The organism is Tistlia consotensis USBA 355, assembly GCF_900177295.1.
GTDB lineage: Bacteria > Pseudomonadota > Alphaproteobacteria > Kiloniellales > DSM-21159 > Tistlia > Tistlia consotensis.
This window is the reverse complement of the sequence record NZ_FWZX01000014.1, coordinates 15,753-39,543: the sequence shown is the minus strand read 5'-3', so window position 1 is coordinate 39,543 and position 23,791 is coordinate 15,753. Positions and strand designations below refer to the sequence as shown.

General features: G+C 70.2%; 21 protein-coding genes. 14 read left to right on the top strand and 7 right to left on the bottom strand.

What is annotated here, in order from left to right; translation table 11 throughout:
• Window positions 1–140: 140 nt before the first annotated feature.
• Window positions 141–863 carry a polyamine aminopropyltransferase gene (locus B9O00_RS16830; protein ID WP_085123866.1) on the top strand — a complete coding sequence of 241 codons (723 nt, stop codon included), beginning with the start codon at window positions 141–143 and terminating at the stop codon, window positions 861–863.
• A gap of 26 nt (window positions 864–889) precedes the next feature.
• Here B9O00_RS16830 and B9O00_RS16825 read toward each other — a convergent pair whose 3' ends face one another.
• From B9O00_RS16825 to B9O00_RS16805, 5 genes are all read right to left on the bottom strand, one after another.
• Complete coding sequence (locus B9O00_RS16825) at window positions 890–1,258, bottom strand: TraR/DksA family transcriptional regulator (RefSeq protein WP_085123865.1); 369 nt, start codon at window positions 1,256–1,258, stop codon at window positions 890–892.
• Between the two features lie 4 nt (window positions 1,259–1,262).
• A complete protein-coding gene (gene pepN / locus B9O00_RS16820; RefSeq protein WP_085123864.1) occupies window positions 1,263–3,884 on the bottom strand; it encodes an aminopeptidase N in 2,622 nt (873 codons plus the stop codon).
• Between the two features lie 130 nt (window positions 3,885–4,014).
• Window positions 4,015–5,649 carry a chaperonin GroEL gene (groL, locus tag B9O00_RS16815; RefSeq protein WP_085123863.1) on the bottom strand — a complete coding sequence of 545 codons (1,635 nt, stop codon included), beginning with the start codon at window positions 5,647–5,649 and terminating at the stop codon, window positions 4,015–4,017.
• Window positions 5,650–5,684: 35 nt separating this feature from the next.
• Window positions 5,685–5,999 (bottom strand): co-chaperone GroES, encoded by a 315-nt coding sequence (gene groES, locus B9O00_RS16810; RefSeq protein WP_085123862.1) that lies wholly within the window; start codon window positions 5,997–5,999, stop codon window positions 5,685–5,687.
• 145 nt (window positions 6,000–6,144) lie between these two features.
• The gene (locus tag B9O00_RS16805; RefSeq protein ID WP_085123861.1) at window positions 6,145–7,116 is read right to left on the bottom strand and encodes a DMT family transporter; all 972 of its coding nucleotides are present in this window, start codon (window positions 7,114–7,116) and stop codon (window positions 6,145–6,147) included.
• A gap of 84 nt (window positions 7,117–7,200) precedes the next feature.
• Between B9O00_RS16805 and B9O00_RS16800 the strand changes: the two genes are divergently transcribed.
• The 3 genes from B9O00_RS16800 to B9O00_RS16790 all read left to right on the top strand — a co-directional run bounded on the left by B9O00_RS16800 (window position 7,201) and on the right by B9O00_RS16790 (window position 9,614).
• Complete coding sequence (locus tag B9O00_RS16800; protein ID WP_085123860.1) at window positions 7,201–8,331, top strand: zinc-dependent alcohol dehydrogenase family protein; 1,131 nt, start codon at window positions 7,201–7,203, stop codon at window positions 8,329–8,331.
• 21 nt (window positions 8,332–8,352) lie between these two features.
• Window positions 8,353–9,033, top strand: coding sequence for a glutathione S-transferase family protein (locus B9O00_RS16795; RefSeq protein WP_085123859.1), 681 nt, complete (start codon window positions 8,353–8,355; stop codon window positions 9,031–9,033).
• Between the two features lie 182 nt (window positions 9,034–9,215).
• Complete coding sequence (locus B9O00_RS16790; protein ID WP_085123858.1) at window positions 9,216–9,614, top strand: hypothetical protein; 399 nt, start codon at window positions 9,216–9,218, stop codon at window positions 9,612–9,614.
• Window positions 9,615–9,654: 40 nt separating this feature from the next.
• Here the strand turns inward: B9O00_RS16790 and B9O00_RS16785 are convergent, their stop codons facing one another.
• Complete coding sequence (locus tag B9O00_RS16785; protein ID WP_085123857.1) at window positions 9,655–11,079, bottom strand: homospermidine synthase; 1,425 nt, start codon at window positions 11,077–11,079, stop codon at window positions 9,655–9,657.
• A gap of 621 nt (window positions 11,080–11,700) precedes the next feature.
• Between B9O00_RS16785 and B9O00_RS16780 the strand changes: the two genes are divergently transcribed.
• From B9O00_RS16780 to B9O00_RS16765, 4 genes are all read left to right on the top strand, one after another.
• A complete protein-coding gene (locus B9O00_RS16780; RefSeq protein WP_085123856.1) occupies window positions 11,701–12,831 on the top strand; it encodes a type III PLP-dependent enzyme in 1,131 nt (376 codons plus the stop codon).
• A gap of 191 nt (window positions 12,832–13,022) precedes the next feature.
• Window positions 13,023–14,318: an acyloxyacyl hydrolase gene (locus tag B9O00_RS16775; RefSeq protein ID WP_085123855.1), complete on the top strand. Its 1,296-nt coding sequence runs from the start codon at window positions 13,023–13,025 to the stop codon at window positions 14,316–14,318.
• A 66-nt stretch (window positions 14,319–14,384) separates the two neighbouring features.
• A complete protein-coding gene (lptF, locus tag B9O00_RS16770; protein WP_085123854.1) occupies window positions 14,385–15,500 on the top strand; it encodes an LPS export ABC transporter permease LptF in 1,116 nt (371 codons plus the stop codon).
• Between the two features lie 14 nt (window positions 15,501–15,514).
• Complete coding sequence (locus tag B9O00_RS16765) at window positions 15,515–17,119, top strand: bifunctional aminoglycoside phosphotransferase/ATP-binding protein (protein ID WP_085123853.1); 1,605 nt, start codon at window positions 15,515–15,517, stop codon at window positions 17,117–17,119.
• Window positions 17,120–17,199: 80 nt separating this feature from the next.
• Here B9O00_RS16765 and B9O00_RS16760 read toward each other — a convergent pair whose 3' ends face one another.
• Window positions 17,200–18,024: a DUF2189 domain-containing protein gene (locus B9O00_RS16760; RefSeq protein ID WP_085123852.1), complete on the bottom strand. Its 825-nt coding sequence runs from the start codon at window positions 18,022–18,024 to the stop codon at window positions 17,200–17,202.
• Window positions 18,025–18,235: 211 nt separating this feature from the next.
• Here B9O00_RS16760 and ccoN point away from each other — a divergent pair, with 211 nt between their 5' ends.
• The 6 genes from ccoN (at window position 18,236) to B9O00_RS16730 (ending at window position 23,789) form a co-directional block, all read left to right on the top strand.
• Window positions 18,236–19,711, top strand: a complete 1,476-nt coding sequence (gene ccoN / locus B9O00_RS16755) for a cytochrome-c oxidase, cbb3-type subunit I (RefSeq protein ID WP_085123964.1) — start codon at window positions 18,236–18,238, stop codon at window positions 19,709–19,711.
• Window positions 19,712–19,724: 13 nt separating this feature from the next.
• Entirely contained in the window at window positions 19,725–20,459 is a 735-nt protein-coding gene (gene ccoO, locus B9O00_RS16750) for a cytochrome-c oxidase, cbb3-type subunit II (RefSeq protein ID WP_085123851.1), read from the top strand.
• Between the two features lie 13 nt (window positions 20,460–20,472).
• Entirely contained in the window at window positions 20,473–20,676 is a 204-nt protein-coding gene (locus B9O00_RS16745) for a cbb3-type cytochrome oxidase subunit 3 (RefSeq protein WP_085123850.1), read from the top strand.
• Between the two features lies 1 nt (window position 20,677).
• Window positions 20,678–21,547: a cytochrome-c oxidase, cbb3-type subunit III gene (ccoP, locus tag B9O00_RS16740; RefSeq protein ID WP_085123849.1), complete on the top strand. Its 870-nt coding sequence runs from the start codon at window positions 20,678–20,680 to the stop codon at window positions 21,545–21,547.
• A gap of 224 nt (window positions 21,548–21,771) precedes the next feature.
• Window positions 21,772–23,289, top strand: coding sequence for a cytochrome c oxidase accessory protein CcoG (ccoG, locus tag B9O00_RS16735; protein WP_085123848.1), 1,518 nt, complete (start codon window positions 21,772–21,774; stop codon window positions 23,287–23,289).
• Window positions 23,286–23,789, top strand: a complete 504-nt coding sequence (locus B9O00_RS16730; protein WP_085123847.1) for a FixH family protein — start codon at window positions 23,286–23,288, stop codon at window positions 23,787–23,789. The genes ccoG and B9O00_RS16730 overlap by 4 nt, the downstream gene beginning before the upstream one ends.
• Window positions 23,790–23,791 lie beyond the last annotated feature (2 nt).

The following is a 23,791-nucleotide window of genomic DNA, read 5'->3' as shown; positions in this document are numbered from 1 at the left end:
TTGTCTTGACGAGGAGCGGCGAAGGCTAGGGGGGATCGGAGCGCGTCGCATCCCGCGCGCCCCGCTGCGCCGGATGCCCCTTCACAGGCGCCCGGCGAGATGCGAAGGAGGTCCTGCCGCCATCCAGCAGGGAGACATCGATGAGCCTCGCCTTCGAGGAGCTCGACTACCGGCCGACGCCGATCGGTGCCCTCAGCCTGCGGCGGCGGCGCGAGCCGGGTCGCGACGACGTGCTCTACGAGATCAAGCTCGGCGACGAGTTCCTGATGTCGAGCCGCTTCACCGCGGCCGAGATCGCCCTGGCCCGCCTCGGCCTGGCCGAGCTGCGGGGCGGCGACTTCGAGGTCGTGGTCGGCGGCCTGGGGCTCGGCTACACGGCGCGGGCGGCCCTGGAGGACCAGCGCCTCGCCTCGCTGCTCGTCGTCGAGGCGCTCGGCCCGGTCGTCGAATGGCATCGCCAGGGGCTGCTGCCGCTGGGCGCCGCGCTGACCAGCGACCCGCGCTGCCGCTTCGTCGAGGGCGACTTCTTCGCCCTGGCCGGGGATCCCGAGGCCGGCTTCGACCCGACGGCGCCCGGACGCCGCTTCCACGCGGTCCTGCTCGACATCGACCACGCGCCCGACCAGCCGCTCGATCCGGCGAACAGCGCCTTCTACGGCGCGGCGGGCCTGGAGCGCCTGGCCCGGCAGCTGCATCCGGGCGGCGTCTTCGCGCTCTGGTCGAACGACCCGCCCGACCCGGCCTTCCTGGCGACCCTGCGCCAGGTCTTCGCCGAGGCGCGCGCCGAGGTCGTCAGCTTTCCCAACCCGATCCAGGGCGGCGAGTCCGCCAACACGGTCTACCTGGCGTCCAGGCCGGCCTGACGGCCGGAGCGCGATCGGATCCGGCTCTACCGCTGCTCGCCGCCCTGCTGGCAGGCGAGGCAGAGCGGGGTCGCCGGGTCGAGGCGCAGGCGGGCCGGCTCGATCGCCTCGTCGCAGCTCAGGCACCAGCCGTAGTCGCCGGCGTCCATGCGCGCGAGCGCGGCGCGAATCCGCTGTCCCGCGGCCTGCCGGCGCTGCCCGGTCGCCAGCGCCATCTGCTGCTGCTGCAGCGCGTCCATGCGGGTCAGCCGGCCGCTGCTCTGCTGGTCGAGCTCGACCGGCCGGCGATCGTCGCGGGTCGCCGCCTCGAGCCGCTCCAGCTCGGCCAGCCGGCGCTCCAGCTCGGCCCTGAGGGCGGCCAGTCCCGCGGCATCCGGCAGGTCGTCGTCCGGCATGGCCTCAGGCCAGGCCCTTCGAGACGATCTCGAAGACGTCCCTGGACAGGCCCGGCTCGTCGGCGATCCGGCGCAACGCCTCGAGCATGCGCTGGCGCCGGCCCTCGTCGAAGCGGCGCCAGCGCACCAGCGGCTGGGTCAGGCGCGCGGCGACCTGCGGGTTCAGCTTGTCGAGCGCCAGCACCTCCTGGGCCAGGAAGGCGTAGCCCGAGCCGTCGGCGGCGTGGAAGCGCACCGGGTTGCCCGTCGTGAAGCTGCCGATCAGGGCGCGCACCCGGTTGGGATTGCGCCGGTCGAAGCGCGGATGCCGGCGCAGCGCCTCGACCGTCGCCAGGGTGTCTGGCCGCGACGCGGTCGCCTTCAGGGCGAACCACTTGTCGAGCACCAGCGGATCGTCGAGCCAGCGGTCGTGGAAGGCCTGCAGCGCCGCCTCGGCGTCCGGCCGCTCGAGGTCGCTCAGCGCGGCGAGCGCGGCGACGACGTCGGTCATGCGCCCGTCCGGCCGCGCCTGCGCCAGGGCCGCCGCCACGGCCGCCTCGTCGCCGGCCGCGACCCAGTAGGCGAGCGCGGCGTTCTTGAAGGCGCGCCGGCCCATCGCCTCGGTGTCGAGGGCGCCCTCCTCACCGGCCAGGGCCTGGTAGGCCTGCCGCCAGCCGTCGCGCAGGGCCTCGCCGAGGGTACGGCGGGCCAGCTCGCGCGCCTCGTGCACGGCGTCGACCTGCCAGGTCTCGCTGGCCTGGCCGAGCAGCGTCTCGCCGGGCAGGGTCAGCAGCTCGGCCTTGAAGGCCGGCTCCAGGCGCGCGTCGGCGAGGCTCGCCCGGAAGGCCGAGACGATCCGCTGGTCGAGCGTCGCCGCGCCGCCGGCGCGCAGCGCCTCCGCCATGCGCAGCAGCGAGCGGGTCGCCAGGGTCTGCAACGCCTCCCAGCGGCCGAAGGGGTCGTCGTCGGCACCGGCCAGGAAGGCCAGGTCGTCCTCGCTCCAGGCGGCCTCCAGCCTGACCGGCGCCGAGAAGCCGCGCAGCAGCGAGGGCACCGCCGGCTCGCCGACCTCCTCGAAGGTGAAGCTCGCCTCCGCGCCGTCGAGCAGCAGCACCCGCTCGGGCGCGACGGTGCCGCCGGCCTTGCCGAGCAGCGCGGCGCGCACGGGCAGCGGCATCGGCCTCTTCAACGGCTGCCCGGGCGTCGGCGGCACGCTCTGGCGCAGCCGCAGCGTCAGGCTGCGCGCCGACAGGTCCTGCGACCAGTCGGCCTCGAGCGTCGGCGTGCCGGCCTGCTGGTACCAGAGCCGGAAGGACGAGAGGTCCGCGCCGTTGGCGTCCTCCATGGCGGCGACGAAGTCCTCGCAGGTCACCGCCTGGCCGTCGTGGCGCTCGAAGTAGAGGTCCATGCCGCGCCGGAAGCCCGCGGGCCCGAGCAGCGTGTGGATCATGCGCACGACCTCGGCGCCCTTCTCGTAGACCGTCGGCGTGTAGAAGTTGTTGATCTCGATGTAGCTGTCGGGCCGCACCGGATGGGCCGTCGGGCCGGCGTCCTCGGCGAACTGCACCGAGCGCAGCAGGCGGACGTCGCCGACCCGCTTGACGCCATGGGAGTGCATGTCGGCCGAGAACTGCTGATCGCGGAACACCGTCAGCCCTTCCTTGAGCGACAGCTGGAACCAGTCGCGGCAGGTCACGCGGTTGCCGGTCCAGTTGTGGAAGTACTCGTGGGCGACGACCGCCTCGACCCGCTGCAGGTCGGCGTCGGTCGCGGTCGCGGCATCGGCCAGCAGGAGCTTCGAGTTGAAGACGTTGAGGCCCTTGTTCTCCATGGCCCCCATGTTGAAGTGCGAGACCGCGACGATCATGAAGAGGTCGAGGTCGTACTCCAGGCCGAAGACCTCCTCGTCCCAGCGCATCGCCCGCTTCAGGGAATCCATGGCGTGGCCGGTGCGCGGCTCGTTGCCGTGCTCGACGTAGATGCGCAGCGCGACCTCGCGGCCCGAGCGGGTGACGAAGCGGTCCTCGACGCAGGCGAGGTCGCCGGCGACCGCGGCGAAGAGATAGCTCGGCTTCGGGAAGGGATCGTGCCAGACGGCGTAGCGGCGCCCCGCCCCGGCCTCGCCCTGCTCGACCGGATTGCCGTTCGACAGCAGCACGGGGAAGCGCGCCGCGTCGGCCTCCAGGCGCACGCTGTAGACCGCCATGACGTCGGGCCGGTCCGGGAAGTAGGTAATGCGGCGGAAGCCCTCGGCCTCGCATTGGGTGCAGTACATGCCGTTGGACAGGTAGAGGCCCTCCAGCGCGCTGTTGTCCTGCGGCCGGATCCGGCTCTCGACGACGAGCTCGAAGGCCCCGTCGCGCTCCGGCAGGGTCAGGCGGTCGGCCTCCAGGGCGTATTCGTTCGGCCCCAGGCGCTCGCCGTCAAGGGTGACGGAGACCAGCTCCTGGGCCTCGCCGTCCAGCACGATCGGCGCGGCGCCCTGGCCCGCCGCCGGGTTGCGCCGGCCGCGCAGGGTCGCGCGCACCGTCGTCCAGTCGTCGCGCAGGTCGAGCGCGAGATCGAGCGTCTCGATCAGGTGCGCCGGCGGCCGGTAGTCCGAGAGGCGGGTCGGCTGCGGCGCGCTGGGGCTGACGGTACGGTCCATGGCGGGGCGGGTCTCCGGGAGCAGGATTTGGGAAGGCAGGCCTGCTTCGAAGGTAGGCGGCCCCGGCCGGAATCGAAAGGGCCGCGGCTTGCGCCGCGGCCCTCCCGGGTAACGAACCGGTCGACCGGACTTAGAAGTCCATGCCGCCCATGTCGGGCATGCCGCCGCCAGCCGGCTGCTTCTTCTCCGGCTTCTCGGCGATCATCGCCTCGGTGGTGATCAGCAGGCCGGCGATCGAGGCCGCGTCCTGCAGCGCCGTGCGCACGACCTTGGTCGGGTCGATGATGCCGGCCTTGAACATGTTGACGTACTCGCCCTTGGCGGCGTCGAAGCCCTGGTCCTGGTCCTTGCCTTCCAGGAGCTTGCCGACGATCACCGAGCCGTCGAAGCCGGCGTTCGCGGTGATCTGACGGACCGGCGCCTGCAGGGCCTTGCGGACGATCTCGACGCCGACGCGCTGGTCGTCGTTGTCGGACTTGACCTTCTCCAGGACCTTGGAGGCATAGAGCAGGGCGGCACCGCCGCCGACGACCACGCCTTCCTCGACGGCCGCACGGGTCGCGTGCATGGCGTCGTCGACGCGGTCCTTCTTCTCCTTCACCTCGGTCTCGGTGGCACCGCCGACGCGGATCACCGCGACGCCGCCGGCCAGCTTGGCCAGCCGCTCCTGCAGCTTCTCACGGTCGTAGTCCGAGGTGGTCTCCTCGATCTGCGCCCGGATCTGCGAGCAGCGCGCCTCGATGTCCTTCTTCTTGCCGCTGCCCTCGACGATCGTGGTGTCGTCCTTGGTGATCACGACCTTCTTGGCGCGACCCAGCATGTCGAGCGTGACGTTCTCGAGCTTGATGCCGAGGTCCTGGCTGACCGCCGTGCCGTTGGTCAGGACGGCGATGTCCTGCAGCATGGCCTTGCGGCGATCGCCGAAGCCCGGGGCCTTGACGGCCGCGACCTTGAGGCCGCCGCGCAGCTTGTTGACCACCAGGGTCGCCAGGGCCTCGCCCTCGACGTCCTCGGCGATGATCAGCAGCGGACGGCCCGACTGCACCACAGCCTCGAGCACCGGCAGCATCGCCTGCAGGCCCGACAGCTTGCTCTCGTGGATCAGGATGAAGGGATCCTCGAGCTCGACGCGCATCTTGTCGGCGTCGGTGATGAAGTAGGGCGACAGGTAGCCGCGGTCGAACTGCATGCCCTCGACGACATCCAGCTCGGTCTCCAGGCTCTTCGCCTCCTCGACCGTGATGACGCCCTCGTTGCCGACCCGCTCCATGGCCTTGGCGATCATCACGCCGACCTCGGCGTCGCCGTTGGCGGAGATCGTGCCGACCTGGGCGATCTCGGAGTTGTTCGAGACCTTGCGCGAGCGCTTCTGCAGGTCCGCGACGACCGCCTCGACGGCGCGGTCGACGCCGCGCTTCAGGTCCATCGGGTTCATGCCGGCGGCGACAGACTTGGCGCCCTCGCGGACGATCGACTGGGCCAGCACGGTCGCGGTCGTGGTGCCGTCGCCGGCCAGGTCGTTGGTCTTGGAGGCGACCTCCTTGACCATCTGCGCGCCCATGTTCTCGAACTTGTCGGCGAGCTCGATCTCCTTGGCGACGGTGACGCCGTCCTTGGTGATCCGCGGCGCGCCGAACGACTTGTCGAGCACGACGTTGCGGCCCTTCGGGCCGAGCGTGACCTTGACCGCATCGGCCAGGATGTCGACGCCGCGCAGCATCCGCGTGCGCGCGTCGGTGGAGAATTTGACGTCCTTGGCAGCCATGTTCGTTACTAGCCCCTTTTGCTAGGCAGCTTGACTTACGCGGCCTTCTTCGAGGACTTCGAGCCCTCGAGGATGCCCATGATGTCCGACTCCTTCATGATCAACAGGTCTTCGCCGTCGATCTTGACCTCAGTGCCGGACCACTTGCCGAAGACCACCCGGTCGCCGGCCTTGACGTCGAGGGCGACCAGCTCGCCCTTCTCGTTGCGCGCGCCCGGGCCGACAGCGACGATTTCGCCCTGCTGCGGCTTTTCCTTGGCGGAGTCGGGGATGATGATGCCGCCGCTGGTCTTCGCGTCCTCTTCGATGCGACGGACGACCACGCGGTCATGCAACGGCCGGAATTTCATGCTCGTGCTCCCGAAATGAGTCTGAGGTCTAGCCCCCATCCGGGGGTGTTAGCACTCCCTGCTGGCGAGTGCCAACCGGGCATGGATGTACAGCGCTGCCCGTCGCATTTCAAGGTCCTCGATCGAAAAAAATATTCTTTATAAATCAGCTTGTTATACCCGTGCGCCTGCGCTCGCGATGCCACACGTAGAGCCCGCTGCCGATCAGCACGCCGGCGCCGATCAGGGTGCTCGGGCCCGGGAAATCGCCGAACAGCACCAGCCCGTAGAGGATCGCCCACACCATGTTGGAGTAGCCGAAGGGCGAGACAACCGCGGCCGGTGCGTTCTGGAAGGCCTTGATCAGGCAGAACTGGCTGGCCGTGCCGATCAGGCCGACGGCGGCCATCAGCGCCCAGCCGGCGGCGTCGGGGCTCTGCCAGAACCAGGGCACCACGGCCGAGCTCAGCAGGGCGCCGACGACGCCGGTGTAGAGCGTCGTGGTCAGCGGCGAGTCGCGCTGCGCCAGCAGGCGCGTCACGATCTGGTAGAGGGCATAGATGCAGGCGGTCAGCAGCGGCAGCAGCGAGGCCCACTCGAAGACACCGACGCCGGGCTTCAGCACGATCAGCGCGCCGACGAAGCCGACCACGACCGCGCACCAGCGCCGCACGCCGACCGGCTCGCCGAGCAGCGGCACCGACAGCCCGGTGACGACCAGGGGGGCCACCAGCATGATCGCGCTGGCGTTGGCCAGCGGCATCAGGCTGAGCGCCAGGAAGAAGCAGCCGGTCGTCGCGACCAGCAGCAGCGAGCGCAGCAGCTGCAGGCCGAGCCGCCCGGAGCGCGCCAGCCGCGGCAGCCGGCGGTTCAGCACCAGGCAGACGAGCAGCACGTGGAACAGGTAGCGCGCCCAGACGATCTGCGGCACGGCGTAGTCCTGCGAGAGGTACTTCGCCGTCGCATCCATGGACACGAAGAGGCAGATCGCCAGCAGCATCCAGAGGATGCCCTGGCGATGTCCGGCGAGCGCAGGAAGCGACTCGCGGCCTTCGTCGGGCCGCGCCTCTTGCCGCACCGCACCGTCGCCGGCCGCGGCCCGCCGGCCGCCCTCGGCGCAGGTGTCGCTGCTCGCCATGGATCCCCTTGTGACTTGCAGCGCCCCTGATAGCCTATGGACGACAAACCACAAAATGACCGATCCGCAGGGGGGATATGCCCGATGAAGACGACCGCCGCCGTGCTCTACGAGATGGGCCTGCCCCGGCCCTACGCCGACAGCCAGCCGCTCAAGATCGAGGAACTTGAGCTTGAGGGGCCGGGCCCCGGCGAGGTGCTGGTCGAGGTCAAGGCGGCCGGGCTCTGCCACTCCGACCTGTCGGTGATCAACGGCGACCGGCCGCGCCCGACCCCCATGGCGATCGGCCACGAGGCCGCCGGCGTGGTCCGCGAGCTCGGCGCCGGCGTCGATGACCTGGCGGTCGACGACCAGGTGGTCATGACCTTCGTGCCGGCCTGCGGCCACTGCGTGCCCTGCTCCGAGGGCCGGCCGGCGCTCTGCGAGCCGGCCGCCGCGGCGAACGGCAAGGGCGTCCTGCTGTCCGGCGCGCAGCGCCTCTCGAAGGGCGGCAGGCCGGTCGCCCACCACATGGGCGTCGCCGCCTTCTCGACCCTGACCGTCGTGTCGCGCCGCTCGCTGGTCAAGGTCGACCGCGACCTGCCGGCCGAGCAGGCCGCCCTGTTCGGCTGCGCCGTCATGACCGGCGTCGGCGCCGTCATCAACACGGCGCGCTTCGAGGCCGGCCAGACCGCCGCGGTGATCGGGCTCGGCGGCGTCGGGCTCAACAGCCTGCTCGGCTGCCTGGTCGCCGGCGCCTCCAAGGTCGTCGCGGTCGACCTGGTGCCGGCCAAGCTGGAGCTGGCCCGCCAGCTCGGCGCCACCGACGCAGTCGACGCCTCCGCGCCCGACGCGGTCGAGCGGATCAAGGCCCTGACCGGCGGCGGCGTCGACGTCGCCTTCGAGATGGCCGGCTCGGTGCCGGCGCTCGAGCTGGCCTACAAGGCGACCCGGCGCGGCGGCCAGACGGTGACCGCCGGCCTCGCCAACCCCTCGAAGAACCTCTCGATCCAGCAGGTCAGCCTGGTCGCCGAGGAGCGCACCCTGAAGGGCAGCTACATCGGCTCCTGCGTGCCGTTGCGCGACATCCCGCGCTACATCGGGCTGTTCCGCGGCGGCAAGCTGCCGGTCGACCGGCTGCTGTCGGAGCGCATCGGCTTCGAGGACCTCAACGCCGCCTTCGACCGCCTGGCCGACGGCAAGTCGGTGCGCCAGGTCCTGACCCCGGCCGCCTGAGGCCTTTCGAGGAGACCTCCCGTGGACTTCACCCTGAGCGAGGCGGAGATGGCCGAGGCGAAGCCGGTGAAGCCGGCCTACACCCTCTACTGGTCGCCCGGCACGGCGTCGCTGGCGCCGCTGACGATCCTGGAGGAGGTCGGCGTGCCCTACGAGCTGGTCAGGGTCGACACCCGCAAGGGCGAGCACCGCGACGCCGCCTACCGGGCGATCCATCCCTACGGCAAGGTGCCGGCGATGATGCTGCCGGACGGCCGCCCGCTGTTCGAATCGGCGGCGATCTGCCTGCACCTGGGCGAGGCCTATCCGCAGTACGGCCTGGTGCCGGAGAGCCGCAACCACGACCGCGCCCGGCTCTACCAGTGGATGTTCTTCGCCGCGGACACGCTCTATCCCAGCTACCAGCGCTGGTACCATGCCGACCACTACATCGAGGGTGAGGCCGAGCAGGCCAAGCTGAAGGCGCGCACCCTGGAGCTGCTGGACGAGCAGTGGGCGGTGATCGAGACCCAGGCGGCGCGCCGCGAGTGGCTGGTCGGCAACCGCTTCAGCATCGCCGACATCTACGTCGCGATGCTCTCGACTTGGCACCCGGACCCGGCGGGCTTCGCCAGGCGCTTCCCGGAGACCCGGGCGATCGCCGAGGCGGTCGCCGAGCGCCCCTCCTGGCAGCGGGCGCTCGCGCTCAACGGCGGCAGCTGATCCGGCGGCCGGCACGCCGGGCCCTCCGTGGAGACGCCAGCGGTTGTGGAGCGAACGAGGCCTGGTGACAATCAGCGCGCGAACATTATGATGTCTCGCTGGGGGATACGGCACGTATCCTGATTGGTAGTTTGGGGGGAGTACCAATGTCCTTTCGGCGCGTTCTCGCGGCAGGTCTTGCCGTGTCCAGTCTCTGTGCCTGCTCGGCGATCACCCAGGGCACGACCCAGGAAATCTACGTCAACACGACCCCGCCAGACGCCAACTGCGCCCTGCAGCGGGAAGGCAAGGTGATCGCCCGGGTGGAAGGCACGCCGAGCGCGGCCCTGGTCGCCAAGACCAAGCACGACATCATCATCACCTGCGAGAAAGACGGTTACGAGACGGCGACCTACTACAACAAGAGCGGGTGGGAATCCGGCTCGGGCGCTGCAGGCATCGCGCTCGATGTCGTCTTCACGGCGGGCCTGAGCAGCATCATCGACTCGGCCACCGGGGCGGACAACAAGTACGAGAGCCCCGTCAACATCACGATGGTGCCGAAGCAGACGGCACCGAAAGAGTCGGCCTCGAAGCAGTAGCGGGCGGGGCGCCGGCCGGCGAGGACGGCGCCCTGCCCCCTCAGACCACGCGGATGTTCTTGAACTGCCAGGGGTCGTCGCGGTCGATGTCCTCGGCGAACAGCTCCTCGCGGCGGTGGAGCGGGGTCCAGTCGCCGTAGACGCCGACGACCGGGCCGAGGTAGGGCCGGCAGATCTCGAGGATCCGCTCGTGGTCCATCTGCTCGGGCTCGACGAGGCCGCGCTTCGGATTCTCGCAGGCCCAGACCAGGCCGGCGAAGACCGGGATGGTCACCTGCAGCGAGGTCGCGTTGTTGTGCGGCGCCAGCCGGCGCGCCTCGTCGACCGAGAGCTGCGAGCCGTACCAGTAGGCGTTCCTGCCGTGGCCGCAGAGCAGCACGCCGAGCTCGTCGATGCCGCCCGGCTGGACCTCGTCGACGATCAGGCGCTTGGCCTCCTGCATCTGCCACTGCCGGCCCGACAGCTCGTGCACCGACAGCACCGCCGAATCGCAGGGGTGGTAGGCGTAGTGCACGGTCGGCCTGTAGACCGCCTTGCCGCCGTCCCTGACGGTCAGGTAGTCGGCCAGCGAGATCGACTCGTTGTGGGTGATCAGGAAGCCGTTGATCGGCCCGGCCAGCGGCGTCCAGGTGCGCACCCGGGTCGAGGCGCCGGGCCGCAGCAGGTAGATCGCCGCGTCCGAGCCGCTGTCGTGGCGCCGGCCGTCGGCCGGCAGGCCCTTCTCGTGGGTGCCCCAGCCGAGCTCGGCCGGCTGGCAGCCCTCGGAGTAGAAGCCGTCGACCGACCAGGTGTTGACGAACTCGCCGGGCCGCTTCGGCGTGGTCGGGACCTGGGTGTCGCGCTCGGCGACGTGGATCACCTTGACGCCGAGCCGGCGCGCCAGGTCTGACCAGCCGGCCTGGCCGGCCGGGTTGCCCGTCTCGGTGCCGGTGTCGCGCGCGATGTCGAGCAGCGCCTGCTTGGCGAAGTGGCTGACCAGGCCGGGATTGGCGCCGTGGGTCAGCACGCAGGTCGGCGCGTCGGCGCCCAGCTTGCGGCCGGCCTCCAGGGCCTTCTCGCGCAGGGCGTAGTTGGTGCGCTCGGCCGGCGCGGCCGAGGCGTCGGTGTAGCCGCCGAGCCAGGGCTCGATGCAGGTGTCGAGGTAGAGGGCGCCGCGCTCGGCGGCGAAGCTGAACAGCGCGACCGAGGAGACGTCGACCGAGAGGTTGAGCAGGAAGTCGCCGGGCCCGAGCAGCGGCTCGAGCTGGGCGCGGTAGTTGTCCGGCGTAAGGGCGACCCTGCGGAAGCCGATGCCGTACTCTTCGGCGACGGCCAGGCCCGATTCGTCGGGGCAGAGGATCTGGATCTGCTCCGGCCGGATCTCCAAGTGCCGCATGATCAGCGGCAGCACGCCCTGGCCGATCGAGCCGAAGCCGACCATGACCAGGCGATGGGTGAAGGCGAGGTACTTCGTCGGCTCGGCCATCGGCTCTCTGGTCCTCCCGCTTGCTGGTGTGGGATGTCGCTGGGGCCGCGCGCCACGGGGCGCAGCGGACAAGCCGCGCCGCATAAAGAAAACGCGTGACGGGCGCAACCGCAAAGCCTGCGGCCGGCGCACCGCCGGCCTGCGGCGGAGGGCCGGCGCCGGGCCCGCCGCAGCAGCGGACAATCCCTTACCAGCCCTGGCTTTTCTCCAGGTTCCGCCACGATTTTTTCACTTGCGCCCCGGTGCGAAACTTCCATATTGCGCAGCGACGCAAACGCGCACGTGCCTCTGGTCGTCCCGTACGGCCACGCAACGACGTCCAAGCGGATCTCGTTGATTTGGCTGCCGGCCCAAGTCCGAAAGGGCGAAGCCGGTACGGAGACGGTGCAATGACGACACGGAAGCCGCGTGCGGCCCTTCCGCATTTCTTCTACCTCGAAACCCGCGACGCCACCTCTGCGCCCGCGCTGCGCTGGGACTATTGGCAGTTACTCGGCCGGGACGTGCCGTCGAGCAGTACCAGGGGCTGACGCCCAGCTTCCCCTGACAGCTCGCCCTGCACGATTCCCTGATTCGGGAATCCTGACGGATTCCCGCCGGCCCCCGAAGGAGGCCCTGCCGATGACTCCCAAGATCGCCCGCTTCCTGGCGGAGCAGCATCCCGCCACCCCTTGCCTGGTGCTCGACCTCGACGTCGTCGAGGAGCGCTACCGATCGCTCGCCGCGGCGCTGCCCTCGGCCTCGATCTACTATGCCGTCAAGGCCAACCCGGCGCCGGAGATCCTGGCGCTGCTGGAGCGTCTCGGCTCCTGCTTCGACACCGCCTCGGCCCAGGAGATCCGCATGGTCCTGGCGACCGGTGCCGGCGCCGAGCGCATCTCGTTCGGCAACACGATCAAGAAGCAGTCCGACATCGCCTGGGCCCACGCCCAGGGCGTCAGCCTCTATGCCTTCGACAGCGAGGCCGAGCTCGACAAACTGGCCGAGTCCGCGCCGGGCAGCCGCGTGTTCTGCCGCATCCTGGTCGAGACCCAGGGCGCCGAGTGGCCGCTGTCGAAGAAGTTCGGCTGCGCCCCCGAGATGGCCTCGGACCTGCTGGTCCGCGCCCGCGAGCTGGGCCTCGAGCCCTACGGCGTGTCGTTCCACGTCGGCTCGCAGCAGACCGACACCGAGCAGTGGGACGTGGCGCTCGGCGCCGCGAAGATGGTCTTCGCCAGCCTGCAGGAGGCCGGCATCGAGCTGAAGCTGGTCAATCTTGGCGGCGGCTTCCCGACCCGCTACCGCGAGGAGATCGGCGGCATCGAGGGCTACGGCGCGCGCATCACCGAGGCCTTGGTGCGCCACTTCGGCAACCACGTGCCGGCGACGATCATCGAGCCGGGCCGCTACATGGTCGGCGAGGCCGGGGTCATCGAGGCCGAGGTCGTGCTGGTCGCCCGCAAGTCCTACGACGACGAGAAGCGCTGGATCTATCTCGACATCGGCCGCTTCTCGGGCCTCGCCGAGACCGAGGGCGAGGCGATCCGCTATCCGATCGTGACGCCGCGCGACGGCGGCGCGACCGGCCCGGTGGTGCTGGCCGGCCCGAGCTGCGATTCCGCCGACATCCTCTACGATCGGGCCGGCTACGAGCTGCCGCTCGACCTCAAGGTCGGCGACCGGGTGCGCCTGCTGTCGACCGGCGCCTACACGACGACCTACGCCTCGGTCGGCTTCAACGGCTTCCCGCCTCTGGCCAGCTACTGCATCTGAGCCTCCCGGCGGCGTCCGCAGGACGCCGGCGGGGTCTCCCTCGGGCGGCGGTCTGGACCACCGGACCGCCGTCTTTTCCTGCTCCCGGGCGGCGTGCGGCAGGTCGCCGCGCCATGCGAAGCGCTGGCATCGGCGCCGGCCTCGTGCTAAGGCGACGGAGCGTCAGGGCTTCTCGGGTGGGGGATTTTTGGATGTCGATTCGCTCCGTGGTGGCGGGCGCCGGTGCGGCGACGTTGGTCGTGCTGGGCGCCGGCGCGGCCGAGGCGCAGACCAGCTACGTCAATACCTCTGGCTACGCCTATCCCCAGCAGCAATACGCCGGCTATGCCCAGCCCGCCTACGCGCAGGGCTACTACCCGCAGCAGGCCTACCCCGCCCAGGCCTATCCGGCCCAGGCCTACCCGCAGCAGGCCTATCCCGCCCAGGCCTACCCCCAGGGCTATGCCTACCCCCAGGGCTACGCCTATCCGCAGCAGGGCTATGCCTACGCACAGCAGGGCTACGGCTCGCCCTACGCGGCCCAGGCCTACGGCGGCGCGGCCTACGTGCAGCCCTACTACGGCTCGCCCTATTCGCCGCAGGCCAGCGACCCCTTCCCCGAGGCGCAGCCCGCGGCCCAGTCCGCCAACGAGACGCTCTACGTCTCCGGCAGCGGCACCCAGGTGCTCTACCCGGCCCAGCAGGCCATGGCTGCCCAGCAGGCCGTGGCTCCGGCCGCGACCGCGGCGCCGTCACCGGCACGCAGCGAGCCGGTGACGGCCGCGCCGGCCGCCAAGCCGCTGCCGGCCGCGGCGCCCAAGCCGACCCAGGCGAAGGCCGAGCCGAAGCCGATCCCGGTCGCTCCGCCGCCGCCGACGGTCGCCGCCAAGGGCACCTCCGAGAGCGCCGCCCAGAGCGCCGCGAAGCCCGAGGTTCCGGTCGGGACCTTCGACCAGCTCTACGCCGCGCGCGATGCGACCTCGACGCAGCAGGCCGAGACGTCGCAGGACAATCTCAAATACGATCCGAAGGCGGGCTACGGCGGCTGGCTCTCGGAGCTGCGCTTCGGCCTCTTCTATCACGACGCCGGCCTCAAGAGCGGCAAGAAGGAGGACGGCTTCGACGTCAACGGCGAGGTGCTGTTCGTGTCGCCGGACTTCCTGAGCTGGGCCTTCTCGCCGCGGCCGACGATCGGCGGCCAGATCCACAGCGAGCTGAAGACCAACAGCCTCTATCTCGGCCTGACCTGGGACTACGACGTCACCGACTGGCTCTACCTCGAAGGCGAGTGGGGCCCGGTGTTCCACGACGGCAACCTGCATGGCCAGACCGCGGACAAGAAGGGCTACGGCTGCTTCATCCTGTCCCATGCGTCGGTCGCGGTCGGCTACCGCTTCGACAAGCACAACTCGGTCCAGGCCTACCTCTCGCACATGTCGAACGGCGGCCTGTGCTCGGAGAACGACGGCGAGGACTACGCCGGCGTGCGCTACGGCTACCGCTTCTGACCGACCGGGCCGGGGGCGGCGCCGACGGCGTTTCCTCCGGCGCCGCTCTGGTCTAGTGTGCGCGCCATGCGCAGCCTCGACCGCTACATCTTCTCTCAGCTCGGCTGGACGACCATTGCCGTCACGATCGCGCTGACCTTCGCGATCTGGCTGACCCAGTCGCTCAGGCTGTTCGACTACATCGTCAACCGCGGGCTGCCGGCCGACAAGTTCCTGGAGTTCGCGGCGCTGCTGATGCCCTCGTTCCTGGGCGTCGTCGTGCCGATCGCCTCCTTCGTGGCGGTGCTGTTCGTCTACAACAAGATGATCGGCGACCGGGAGCTGGTGGTGCTGCGCGCCGCCGGCCTCAGCCAGGGCCAGCTGGCGCGCGCCGCGGTCATGCTCTGTGCGCTCTCGGTGCTGGCCGGCTACTTCATGACGATCTACCTGCAGCCCGCCTCGTTCCGCGCCTTCAAGGACCTGCAGTTCGAGCTGCGCCACGATCTCTCGACCGTGCTGCTGCAGGACGGCGTGTTCAACGAGCTGGCGGACGGCCTGACGGTCTACGTGCGCGAGCGGCTCGACGACGGCGAGCTGCTCGGCATCATGGTCAGCGACCAACGCGACCCCAAGCAGCCGGTGACGATCATGGCCAAGCGCGGCGCGCTGGTGCACACCGCGGCGGGCTCCATGGTCGTCATGTTCGACGGCAACCGCCAGCAGTTCGATCCGGTCAAGAAGCGCCTCTCGATGCTGAAGTTCGACCGCTATTCGGTCGAGCTCGGCTCGGTCACCAACGGCGACCAGATCCCCTGGCGCTGGCGCGAGCCGCCGGAGCGCTTCATTCCCGAGCTGATCGGTCCGCCGAAGTCCGAGGAGGACGTGCGCTACCGGGCCGAGCTGATCGCCGAGTTCCACCAGCGCATCGTCATCCCGCTCTACACCATCGCCTTCGTCTCCATCGGGCTCGCGGCGATGCTGGGCGGCGAATTCGACAGGCGCGGCCGGCCGCGGCGCCTGGCGGTGGCCGTGATGGCCGTCGGCGCCCTGGAGGGCGTTCAGCTCGCCCTGCAGGACATGGCCCAGCGCACCGAGGCGGTCGACTTCCTGCTCTACCTGCCGCCCATCGTGGTGACGGCGATCTCCCTGTTCTTCCTCTACCACCGGCCGCGGCGGCCGCGGCGCGCCGCCGCCTCGGCCTGACGGACCGGCCGGAATTGTCCGCCACCGCCGGCACCACCGACCCTTCGGGCCAGACCGGCGACCGCGAGGCAGTCGAGACCTTCCTGTCCGACCCGGCGAGCTACGGCCTCGGGGACGAGAGCGTCGAGCGCATCGACACCCATGTCGCCACGGTCTTCCTGGCCGGCGAGCGCGCCTACAAGATCAAGCGGCCGGTCGCCTACTCCTTCCTGGACTTCCGGACCCTCGAGGCGCGCCGCGCCGTGCTGCTGCGCGAGCTGGAGCTCAACCGGCGCACCGCGCCGGAGCTCTACCTGGAGGTCGTGCCGATCGTCGCCGACGAGGGCCGGCTGCGGCTCGGCCGGCCGCTCGGGCCCGACGGCGCGCCGGCCGAGGACGGCAGCGGCCGGCCGGTCGAATGGGCGCTGGTCATGCGTCGCTTCGACCAGGAGCTGCGCTTCGACCGCCTGGCCGCCACCGGCCGCCTCGACCGGCCGCTGGTCGAGCGGCTGGTCGACGCGATCATGGCCGTCCATCAGACGGCCGAGCGCAAGGGCAAGCCGTTCGGCGGCGCCGCCTACCTGCGCCGGGTCATCGCCGAGAACGCCGAGGACTTCGCGGCGCTGCCCGAGGTCTTCCCCGCCGAGCGGGTCGGGCGCTACGGCGCCGCGGTCGGCGGCGCGATCGCCGAGGTCGCGGCGATCCTCGACGCGCGGCGGGCCGGCGGCCTCGTGCGCCGGTGCCACGGCGACCTGCACCTCGCGAACATCGTCCTCTGGAAGGGCGAGCCGACGCTGTTCGACTGCATCGAGTTCAGCGAGCAGATCGCCAACATCGACCTGCTCTACGACTTCGCCTTCCTGCTGATGGACCTGGACTGCCGCGGCCTGCGCCCGCTCGCCTCGGCGGCCATGGCCCGCTACTTCGGCCGCAGCGGCCAGAGCGCCTCGCTGCGCGCGCTGCCGGCGATGCTGTCGATCCGCGCCTCGGTGCGCGCCAAGGTGACCGGCCTCGGCCTGTCGGCGCAGCGCGACCCGGCGACGCGCGAGCGCGACCGGACGCTGGCGCTCGACTACCTGGCCGCCGCCGAGCGCTACCTTGAGCCCTCGTCGCCGCGGCTGGTCGTCGTCGGCGGTCTGTCGGGCAGCGGCAAGTCGACCCTGGCGCGCAGCCTGGCACCGGCCCTGCCCGGCCCGCTCGGCGCCCTGCACCTGCGCAGCGACGTGGTGCGCAAGCGGCTCTACGGCGTCGCGCCGGAAGAGCGGCTGCCGGCCGACGCCTACAGCCGCGACCTCAGCCGTCAGGTCTACGAGCTGCTGCTCGCCGAGGCGCGCATGGCGCTGGTCGCCGGCTGGCCCGTCGTGGTCGACGCGGTCTTCGCCCGGCCGGCCGAGCGGCACGCGGTCGAGGTCCTGGCCGCCGACCTCGGCCTGCCGCTCGAGGCGCTCTGGCTGGAGGCGCCGAGCGCGACGCTGAAGGCGCGCGCTGCCGGGCGCGCACCCGACGCTTCGGACGCGACCCCCGCGGTCGTCGAGCGCCAGCTGACCCGCGATCTCGGCCAGATCGCCTGGCCCCGGCTCAGCGCCGAGGCCGACAGTGAGGCCGTCGCCGCCGCCGCCCGGAAGCGGCTCGGACTCTAGGCCCCCAAATCTAGGCCCCCGAATCTAGGCCCCCGAATCTAGGCCCCCGAATCTAGGCCCCCGAATCTAGGCCCCCGAATCTAGGCCAGCGACTCGCGGCCGGAGAGCGCCGCGGCCTCCGACGCCGTCGCCGGTGCCACCAGGTCGCGGTAGGCGTGCCAGCTGGCGTGGCCGACGATCGGCAGGGTGATGATCAGGCCGAGATAGCCGGTCGCCAGTCCCGCGCCGGTGAACAGCACGATCAGGCAGGCCCAGACGAACATCGGGAAGGGGTTCTGGCGCACCGCCTCGACGCTGGTCGCGATCGCCACCACCACGTTGACGTCCCGGTCGAGCAGCATCGGCACCGAGACCACGGTGATCGCGAAGACCAGCGTGGCGAGCACCGCGCCGATGCCGCAGCCGACCAGCAGGAAGGGGATCGAATCCCAGCGGAAGAAGACGTGCTGGATGAAGCTGTCCGGCGCCGGCGGGTCGTAGGCGAAGAACAGCATGAAGATCAGCGAGGCGAGGCGCATCCAGGCGATGAAGAAGAGCAGCAGCGCGACGCCGAGCAGGGCCACCTGGCCGAGGTTGCGCCGCCAGGCGGTCAGGGCCAGGCGCATCGAGGTCGGCTCGCCGGCGGCCAGGCGCCGGCTGGTCTCGTAGAGGCCGACGGCGAGGACCGGGGCGACGAGCAGGAAGCCGCCGGCCAGCGGCAGGAACAGCGCGAAGATGTCCCAGACCCACATCAGCGCCAGCGCCACGAAGCCGGCCGCGACGAACAGCGCGCCGTAGCCGAAGCCGACCGCCGGCGCGGCGCGCAGATCGGCCCAGCCCGCGGCCAGCCAGTCCCACGGCTGGTCGATGGTGATCCGGTTGATCCGGGGCACGCCCCCGGACAGCAGGGGTACCTGGTCGCTCATGGCCTCGTCCTCCCGTCCCGGCGCGTCCCGTTCCCGGACGCTGCCCTCTGATCGAGATTAAGGGTCGAGCATCTTACCGTGAAAGACAATCCCCAGGCCGACAACCGGGCATTGACGCAGATCAATGAGCGAAAGGAGGATTCGACCGCCTTCTGCGCTCGGCTTGCCGGTGCGCGAGAAGTCCGCCGGCTGCGACAAGGAGAGGGGAATCATGTCCGACAGTGCCGCCGTCGCGGGGCTCCATCCAGTCTCGCGTTATGATGACGGCCCGATCCGCCTGTTCACCGTCGCCACGGTGTTCTGGGGTGTGGTCGGCTTCCTGATGGGAGTCATCATCGCCTTTCAGCTCGCCTTCCCGGAGCTGAACCTGCACGAGCCCTGGACCACCTTCGGCCGCCTGCGGCCGGTCCACACCTCGGGCGTGATCTTCGGTTTCGGCGGCAACGCGCTGCTCGCGACCTCGCTCTACGTCGTGCAGCGGACCTGCCGGACCCGCCTGTTCGGCGGCGAGGAGGCCGGCTACTTCCTGTTCGCCGGCTACCAGCTGTTCCTGGTCATGGCGGCCTGGGGCTACATCAACGGCGTCACCGAGGGCCGCGAGTACGCCGAGCCCGAGTGGTACGTCGACATCTGGCTGACCATCGTCTGGGTCGTCTACCTGGTGGTCTTCCTCGGCACGATCATGAAGCGCCGGGAGCCGCACATCTACGTGGCGAACTGGTTCTACCTCGCCTTCATCGTCACCATCGCGATGCTGCACATCGTCAACAACCTGTCGGTGCCGGTGTCCTGGACGGGGGCCAAGAGCTACAGCCTGTTCTCGGGCGTGCAGGATGCGCTGACCCAGTGGTGGTACGGCCACAACGCGGTCGGCTTCTTCCTGACCGCCGGCTTCCTCGGGATCATGTACTACTTCATCCCGAAGCAGGCCGAGCGGCCGGTCTATTCCTACCGGCTGTCGATCATCCACTTCTGGGCGCTGATCTTCCTCTACATCTGGGCGGGCCCGCACCACCTGCACTACACCGCCCTGCCCGACTGGGCCCAGACCCTCGGCATGACCTTCTCGATCATGCTCTGGATGCCCTCTTGGGGCGGCATGATCAACGGCATCATGACCCTCTCGGGCGCCTGGGACAAACTGCGCACCGACCCGGTGCTGCGCTTCCTGGTCACCTCGGTCGCCTTCTACGGCATGAGCACCTTCGAGGGCCCGCTGATGTCGGTGAAGCCGGTCAACGCCCTGTCGCACTACACCGACTGGACAATCGGCCACGTGCACTCCGGCGCGCTCGGCTGGGTCGCCTTCGTCTCCTTCGGCGCCCTCTACTTCCTGGTGCCGCGGCTGTGGGGCGCCACCCGCCTCTACTCGATCAAGCTGGTCAGCTACCACTTCTGGATCGCGACCATGGGCATCGTGCTCTACATCACCGCGATGTGGATCAGCGGCATCATGCAGGGCCTGATGTGGCGCTCCTACGACCAGCTCGGCTTCCTGCAGTACTCCTTCGTCGAGACCGTGGCCGCGATGCACCCCTTCTACGTGATCCGGGCGTGCGGCGGCGTGCTGTTCCTGATCGGCGCGCTGATCATGGTCTACAACCTGATCCGGACCGCCCGAGGCGAGATCCGCGACGAGAAGCTGCTCGTGCATCGGCCGAGCGCCCTGCAGCAGCCGGCCCAGTAGGGAGACCCTTGCAATGGCTCTGCTCGACAAGCACGAGAAGATCGAAACCAACGTCATCCTGATGCTGGTGCTGGTCCTGATCACCGTCTCCATCGGCGGCCTGGTCGAGATCGTCCCGCTCTTCACGATCCAGTCCACCATCGAGCGGGTGCAGGGGGTGCGCCCCTACAGCCCGCTCGAGCTGACCGGCCGCAACATCTACGTCCGGGAAGGCTGCTATCTCTGCCATTCCCAGCAGATCCGGCCGTTCCGCGACGAGGCCGAGCGCTACGGCCACTACTCGCTGGCCGCGGAGTCGATGTACGACCACCCCTTCCAGTGGGGCTCCAAGCGGACCGGGCCGGACCTGGCGCGGGTCGGCGGCAAGTACTCCAACGCCTGGCATGCCGCGCACCTGACCGATCCGCGCTCGGTCGTGCCGGAGTCGGTGATGCCGCCCTACGCCTTCCTGGCGACCCGGCTGCTGTCGGGTGCCGACATCGCCGCGCACCTGAAGACCAACCGGGTCGTCGGCGTGCCCTACACCGACGACGACATCGCCAACGCGGCGGCCGACCTGGAGGCCCAGGGCGATCCGAACGCCGATCACGAGGCGCTGCTGGCCCGCTATCCCAAGGCCGCCATCGGCGACTTCGACGGCCAGCCGGGGCAGCTGACCGAGATGGACGCGCTGATCGCCTACCTGCAGATCCTGGGCCGGATGGTGGACTTCACCGACGTCCGTCCCGAAGACCTGCGGCAGCAGTAGGGCCTTCCGCACCATGGAAGAGCTCAGTCACTTCATGCGCAACCTGTGGGTCGTCTGGCTGATGGCGATCTTCGTGGGCATCGTCGCCTGGGCCTACTGGCCCAGCCGGCGGCGCCGGCAGAGCCTGCAGGAGCAAGCGAACATCCCCTTGCGCGACGACGAGGACGACGTCCCGCCTGCGCGCGGGCAGAGCCAGGGCGATCGGAGGCCCAAGTAGCATGCCGACGAAGATCGAGAAGGACGCCGTCACCGGCACGCAGACCACCGGCCACGAGTGGGACGGCATCAAGGAGCTGAACACGCCGCTGCCCAAGTGGTGGCTGTACACCTTCTATGCCTGCATCCTCTGGTCGCTGGTCTACTGGGTGCTCTATCCGGCGATCCCCTACATCACCGGCGCGACCCGGGGCATCCTGGGCTGGTCGAGCCGCACGCAGATCACCGAGCAGCTGGCGACCGCCCACGCGGCCCAGGCCGAGTACCTGAAGGGCATCCACGACACCCAGCTGGCGGCGATCCCGGACAACCCGAAGCTGTTCGAGTTCGCGCGCCGCGGCGGCGAGGTCGCGTTCAACGACAACTGCGCGCCCTGCCACGGCGTCGGCGGCTCCGGCAATCCGGGCGGCTTCCCGGTGCTGGCCGACGACGTCTGGCTGTGGGGCGGCACGCTCGCCGCCATCCAGCAGACGGTGACCCACGGCATCCGCTGGAGCGACGACGCGGACACCCGGGTCAGCGAGATGCCGACCTTCGGCGAGATCCTGTCGCACGACGAGATCAACAACGTCGCCGAGTACGTGCTGTCGCTCTCCGGCAGGGCCGACGACCCGAAGGCCGCCGAGGCCGGTGCCCAGGTCTTCACCGACAACTGCGCAGCCTGCCACGGCGACAAGGGCCAGGGCAGCCACGACGTCGGCGCGCCGCGGCTCAGCGATGCCGTCTGGCTCTACGGCGGGACCAAGGCCGACATCGTCTCGCAGGTCACCAAGCCGAAGCACGGCGTGATGCCGGCCTGGAGCGGCCGCCTCGACGCCGACACCATCAAGATGCTGGCGGTCTACGTCCACTCGCTGGGCGGCGGCAAGTAGCCGGCGGCGGCGCGGTCTCCGGACCGCGCCCGACCAGGCAGGCCACGACGCCCGGCACGGCAACGTGCCGGGCGTCGTCGTTTCGCTGCAGAACGAGCAGGCCCGCTTGATCCACCGCAATGCAGCAGGCCGGTGCCGGGCGCACCTGTGAGGGCGTTCCGTCGCAGGGCGCCCCGGGCGGCCGTCCGGCGACGACAGGCAGCAGATGGCAAGAAGTCCGATCAATGTCCGATGAGATCGTCGTCGAGGAAGTCTCCTCCGTCCGCGAGCAGAAGGAGGCGCTGAAGCGTCGCGAGGAAGCCCCGGCCGGCGCGACCGCGGGGCGCGACCAGCCGCTCTACGCCGACCGGGTCAAGGTCTACCCGCGCAAGGTCTGGGGCACCTTCCGGCGCCTCAAGTGGGCGGCCCTCGGGCTGCTGCTGGCGATCTACTACCTGGTGCCCTGGATCCGCTGGGATCGCGGGCCCGGCGCGCCGGACCAGGCGGTGCTGATCGACATGCCGAGCCGCCGCGCCTACTTCTTCTTCATCGAGATCTGGCCGCAGGAGGTCTACTACCTGACCGGCCTGCTGATCCTCGCCGCCGTCGGCCTGTTCTTCGTGACCTCGCTGGCCGGCCGCGTGTGGTGCGGCTACGCCTGTCCCCAGACCGTCTGGACCGACCTCTTCATGTGGGTCGAGCGTCTGGTCGAGGGCGACCGCAACGCCCGCATGCGCCTCGACCGGCAGCCCTTCTCGGTCGGCAAGCTCGCGCGCAAGGCCACCAAGCACGGCATCTGGCTGCTGATCGCCTTCGTCACCGGCGGCGCCTGGATCATGTACTTCAAGGACGCGCCGACGCTGGTCCACGAGCTGGTGACCTTCCGGGCCGCCGAGTCGGTCTGGCTGTTCATCGGCCTCTTCACCTTCACGACCTACCTGCTGGCCGGCTGGGCCCGCGAGCAGGTCTGCACCTACATGTGCCCCTGGCCGCGCTTCCAGGCCGCGATGTTCGACGAGGACACGCTGATCGTCACCTATCAGCGCTGGCGCGGCGAGCCGCGCGGCAAGCTGAAGAAGGGCGAGAACGACGACTGGTCGAAGCGCGGCGACTGCATCGACTGCAAGGCCTGTGTCGCCGTCTGCCCGACCGGCATCGACATCCGCGACGGCCAGCAGCTCGAGTGCATCAACTGCGCGCTCTGCATCGACGCCTGCAACGACGTGATGGCCAAGCTCGGCCGCCCCGGCGAGCTGATCACCTACGACACCGAGGCCAACCAGATCGCCCAGGAGCAGGGCAATCCGAGGCCGCGCTACAAGCTGATCCGCATCCGCACGATCTTCTACGCCCTGCTCTTCGTCGGCGTGGCGACCGTGATGCTCGGCCAGCTGCTGTTCCGCAACACGCTGGACATCAACGTGCTGCACGACCGCAACCCGCTGTTCGTCACCCTGTCGAACGGCGACATCCGCAACGGCTACACGGTCAAGCTGCTCAACAAGACCCGCGAGCAGCGGACCTTCGTGCTCAGCTTCGCCGGCCTGCCGGGCGCGACCATGGACGTGCTGGAGCACCCGGCCGACGGCGACGCCGTGCTGCTTATCGCCGCGCCGGACTCGGTCGCGACCTACGACGTCCAGGTGCGCGCGCCGCGGTCCGAGTCGGTCGGCGAGAGCCACCCGGTCACCTTCACCTTGACCGATCCCTACAAGGGCGAGACCGTCACCTACAAGAGCGTGTTCAGAGGACCGGAACGATGAGCCGAGCCGCCCTGCTGCGTCACCGCCTGTTCGGCGAGAGCCGCTGGATTCCCTGGATCTTCGTCGGCGGCTTCGGGGTCGTCTTCGCGGTCAACGGGATCATGGTCTCGACCGCGCTCGACAGCTGGACCGGCATCGTCGAGCACGACTACTACCTGCGCGGCCTCAAGTACAACGAGGCCCTGGAGGACGCCCGCGCCCAGGCCAAGCTCGGCTGGCAGGTCGGCGTCGCCCAGGACAACCCGCAGCCCGGCTCGCTGCGCCTCCAGGTCTCGCTCGCCGACCGCGACGGCCACCCTATCGCCGCCGACCGGGTCGTCGCCAAGCTGGAGCGTCCGACCCAGACCGCCCTCGACCGCGCCGTCGGCTTCTCCGCCGACCAGCGCGGCCGCTGGAGCGCCGAGGTCGCGGCGCTGCCGCCCGGCCAGTGGCACCTGCGCATCGTCCTGCACAAGGGCGAGCACAGCTTCGAGACGGTCAAGCGCCTGATGGTCAAGTGACG

Bases quoted from the DNA above. Each gene is read 5' to 3' on its own strand.
- B9O00_RS16830 (WP_085123866.1), top strand. From the start codon at position 141: ATGAGCCTCGCCTTCGAGGAGCTCGACTACCGGCCGACGCCGATCGGT.
- B9O00_RS16825 (WP_085123865.1), bottom strand. From the start codon at position 1,258: ATGCCGGACGACGACCTGCCGGATGCCGCGGGACTGGCCGCCCTCAGG.
- pepN (WP_085123864.1), bottom strand. From the start codon at position 3,884: ATGGACCGTACCGTCAGCCCCAGCGCGCCGCAGCCGACCCGCCTCTCG.
- groL (WP_085123863.1), bottom strand. From the start codon at position 5,649: ATGGCTGCCAAGGACGTCAAATTCTCCACCGACGCGCGCACGCGGATG.
- groES (WP_085123862.1), bottom strand. From the start codon at position 5,999: ATGAAATTCCGGCCGTTGCATGACCGCGTGGTCGTCCGTCGCATCGAA.
- B9O00_RS16805 (WP_085123861.1), bottom strand. From the start codon at position 7,116: ATGGCGAGCAGCGACACCTGCGCCGAGGGCGGCCGGCGGGCCGCGGCC.
- B9O00_RS16800 (WP_085123860.1), top strand. From the start codon at position 7,201: ATGAAGACGACCGCCGCCGTGCTCTACGAGATGGGCCTGCCCCGGCCC.
- B9O00_RS16785 (WP_085123857.1), bottom strand. From the start codon at position 11,079: ATGGCCGAGCCGACGAAGTACCTCGCCTTCACCCATCGCCTGGTCATG.
- B9O00_RS16780 (WP_085123856.1), top strand. From the start codon at position 11,701: ATGACTCCCAAGATCGCCCGCTTCCTGGCGGAGCAGCATCCCGCCACC.
- B9O00_RS16775 (WP_085123855.1), top strand. From the start codon at position 13,023: ATGTCGATTCGCTCCGTGGTGGCGGGCGCCGGTGCGGCGACGTTGGTC.
- lptF (WP_085123854.1), top strand. From the start codon at position 14,385: ATGCGCAGCCTCGACCGCTACATCTTCTCTCAGCTCGGCTGGACGACC.
- B9O00_RS16760 (WP_085123852.1), bottom strand. From the start codon at position 18,024: ATGAGCGACCAGGTACCCCTGCTGTCCGGGGGCGTGCCCCGGATCAAC.
- ccoN (WP_085123964.1), top strand. From the start codon at position 18,236: ATGTCCGACAGTGCCGCCGTCGCGGGGCTCCATCCAGTCTCGCGTTAT.
- ccoO (WP_085123851.1), top strand. From the start codon at position 19,725: ATGGCTCTGCTCGACAAGCACGAGAAGATCGAAACCAACGTCATCCTG.
- B9O00_RS16745 (WP_085123850.1), top strand. From the start codon at position 20,473: ATGGAAGAGCTCAGTCACTTCATGCGCAACCTGTGGGTCGTCTGGCTG.
- ccoP (WP_085123849.1), top strand. From the start codon at position 20,678: ATGCCGACGAAGATCGAGAAGGACGCCGTCACCGGCACGCAGACCACC.
- ccoG (WP_085123848.1), top strand. From the start codon at position 21,772: ATGTCCGATGAGATCGTCGTCGAGGAAGTCTCCTCCGTCCGCGAGCAG.
- B9O00_RS16730 (WP_085123847.1), top strand. From the start codon at position 23,286: ATGAGCCGAGCCGCCCTGCTGCGTCACCGCCTGTTCGGCGAGAGCCGC.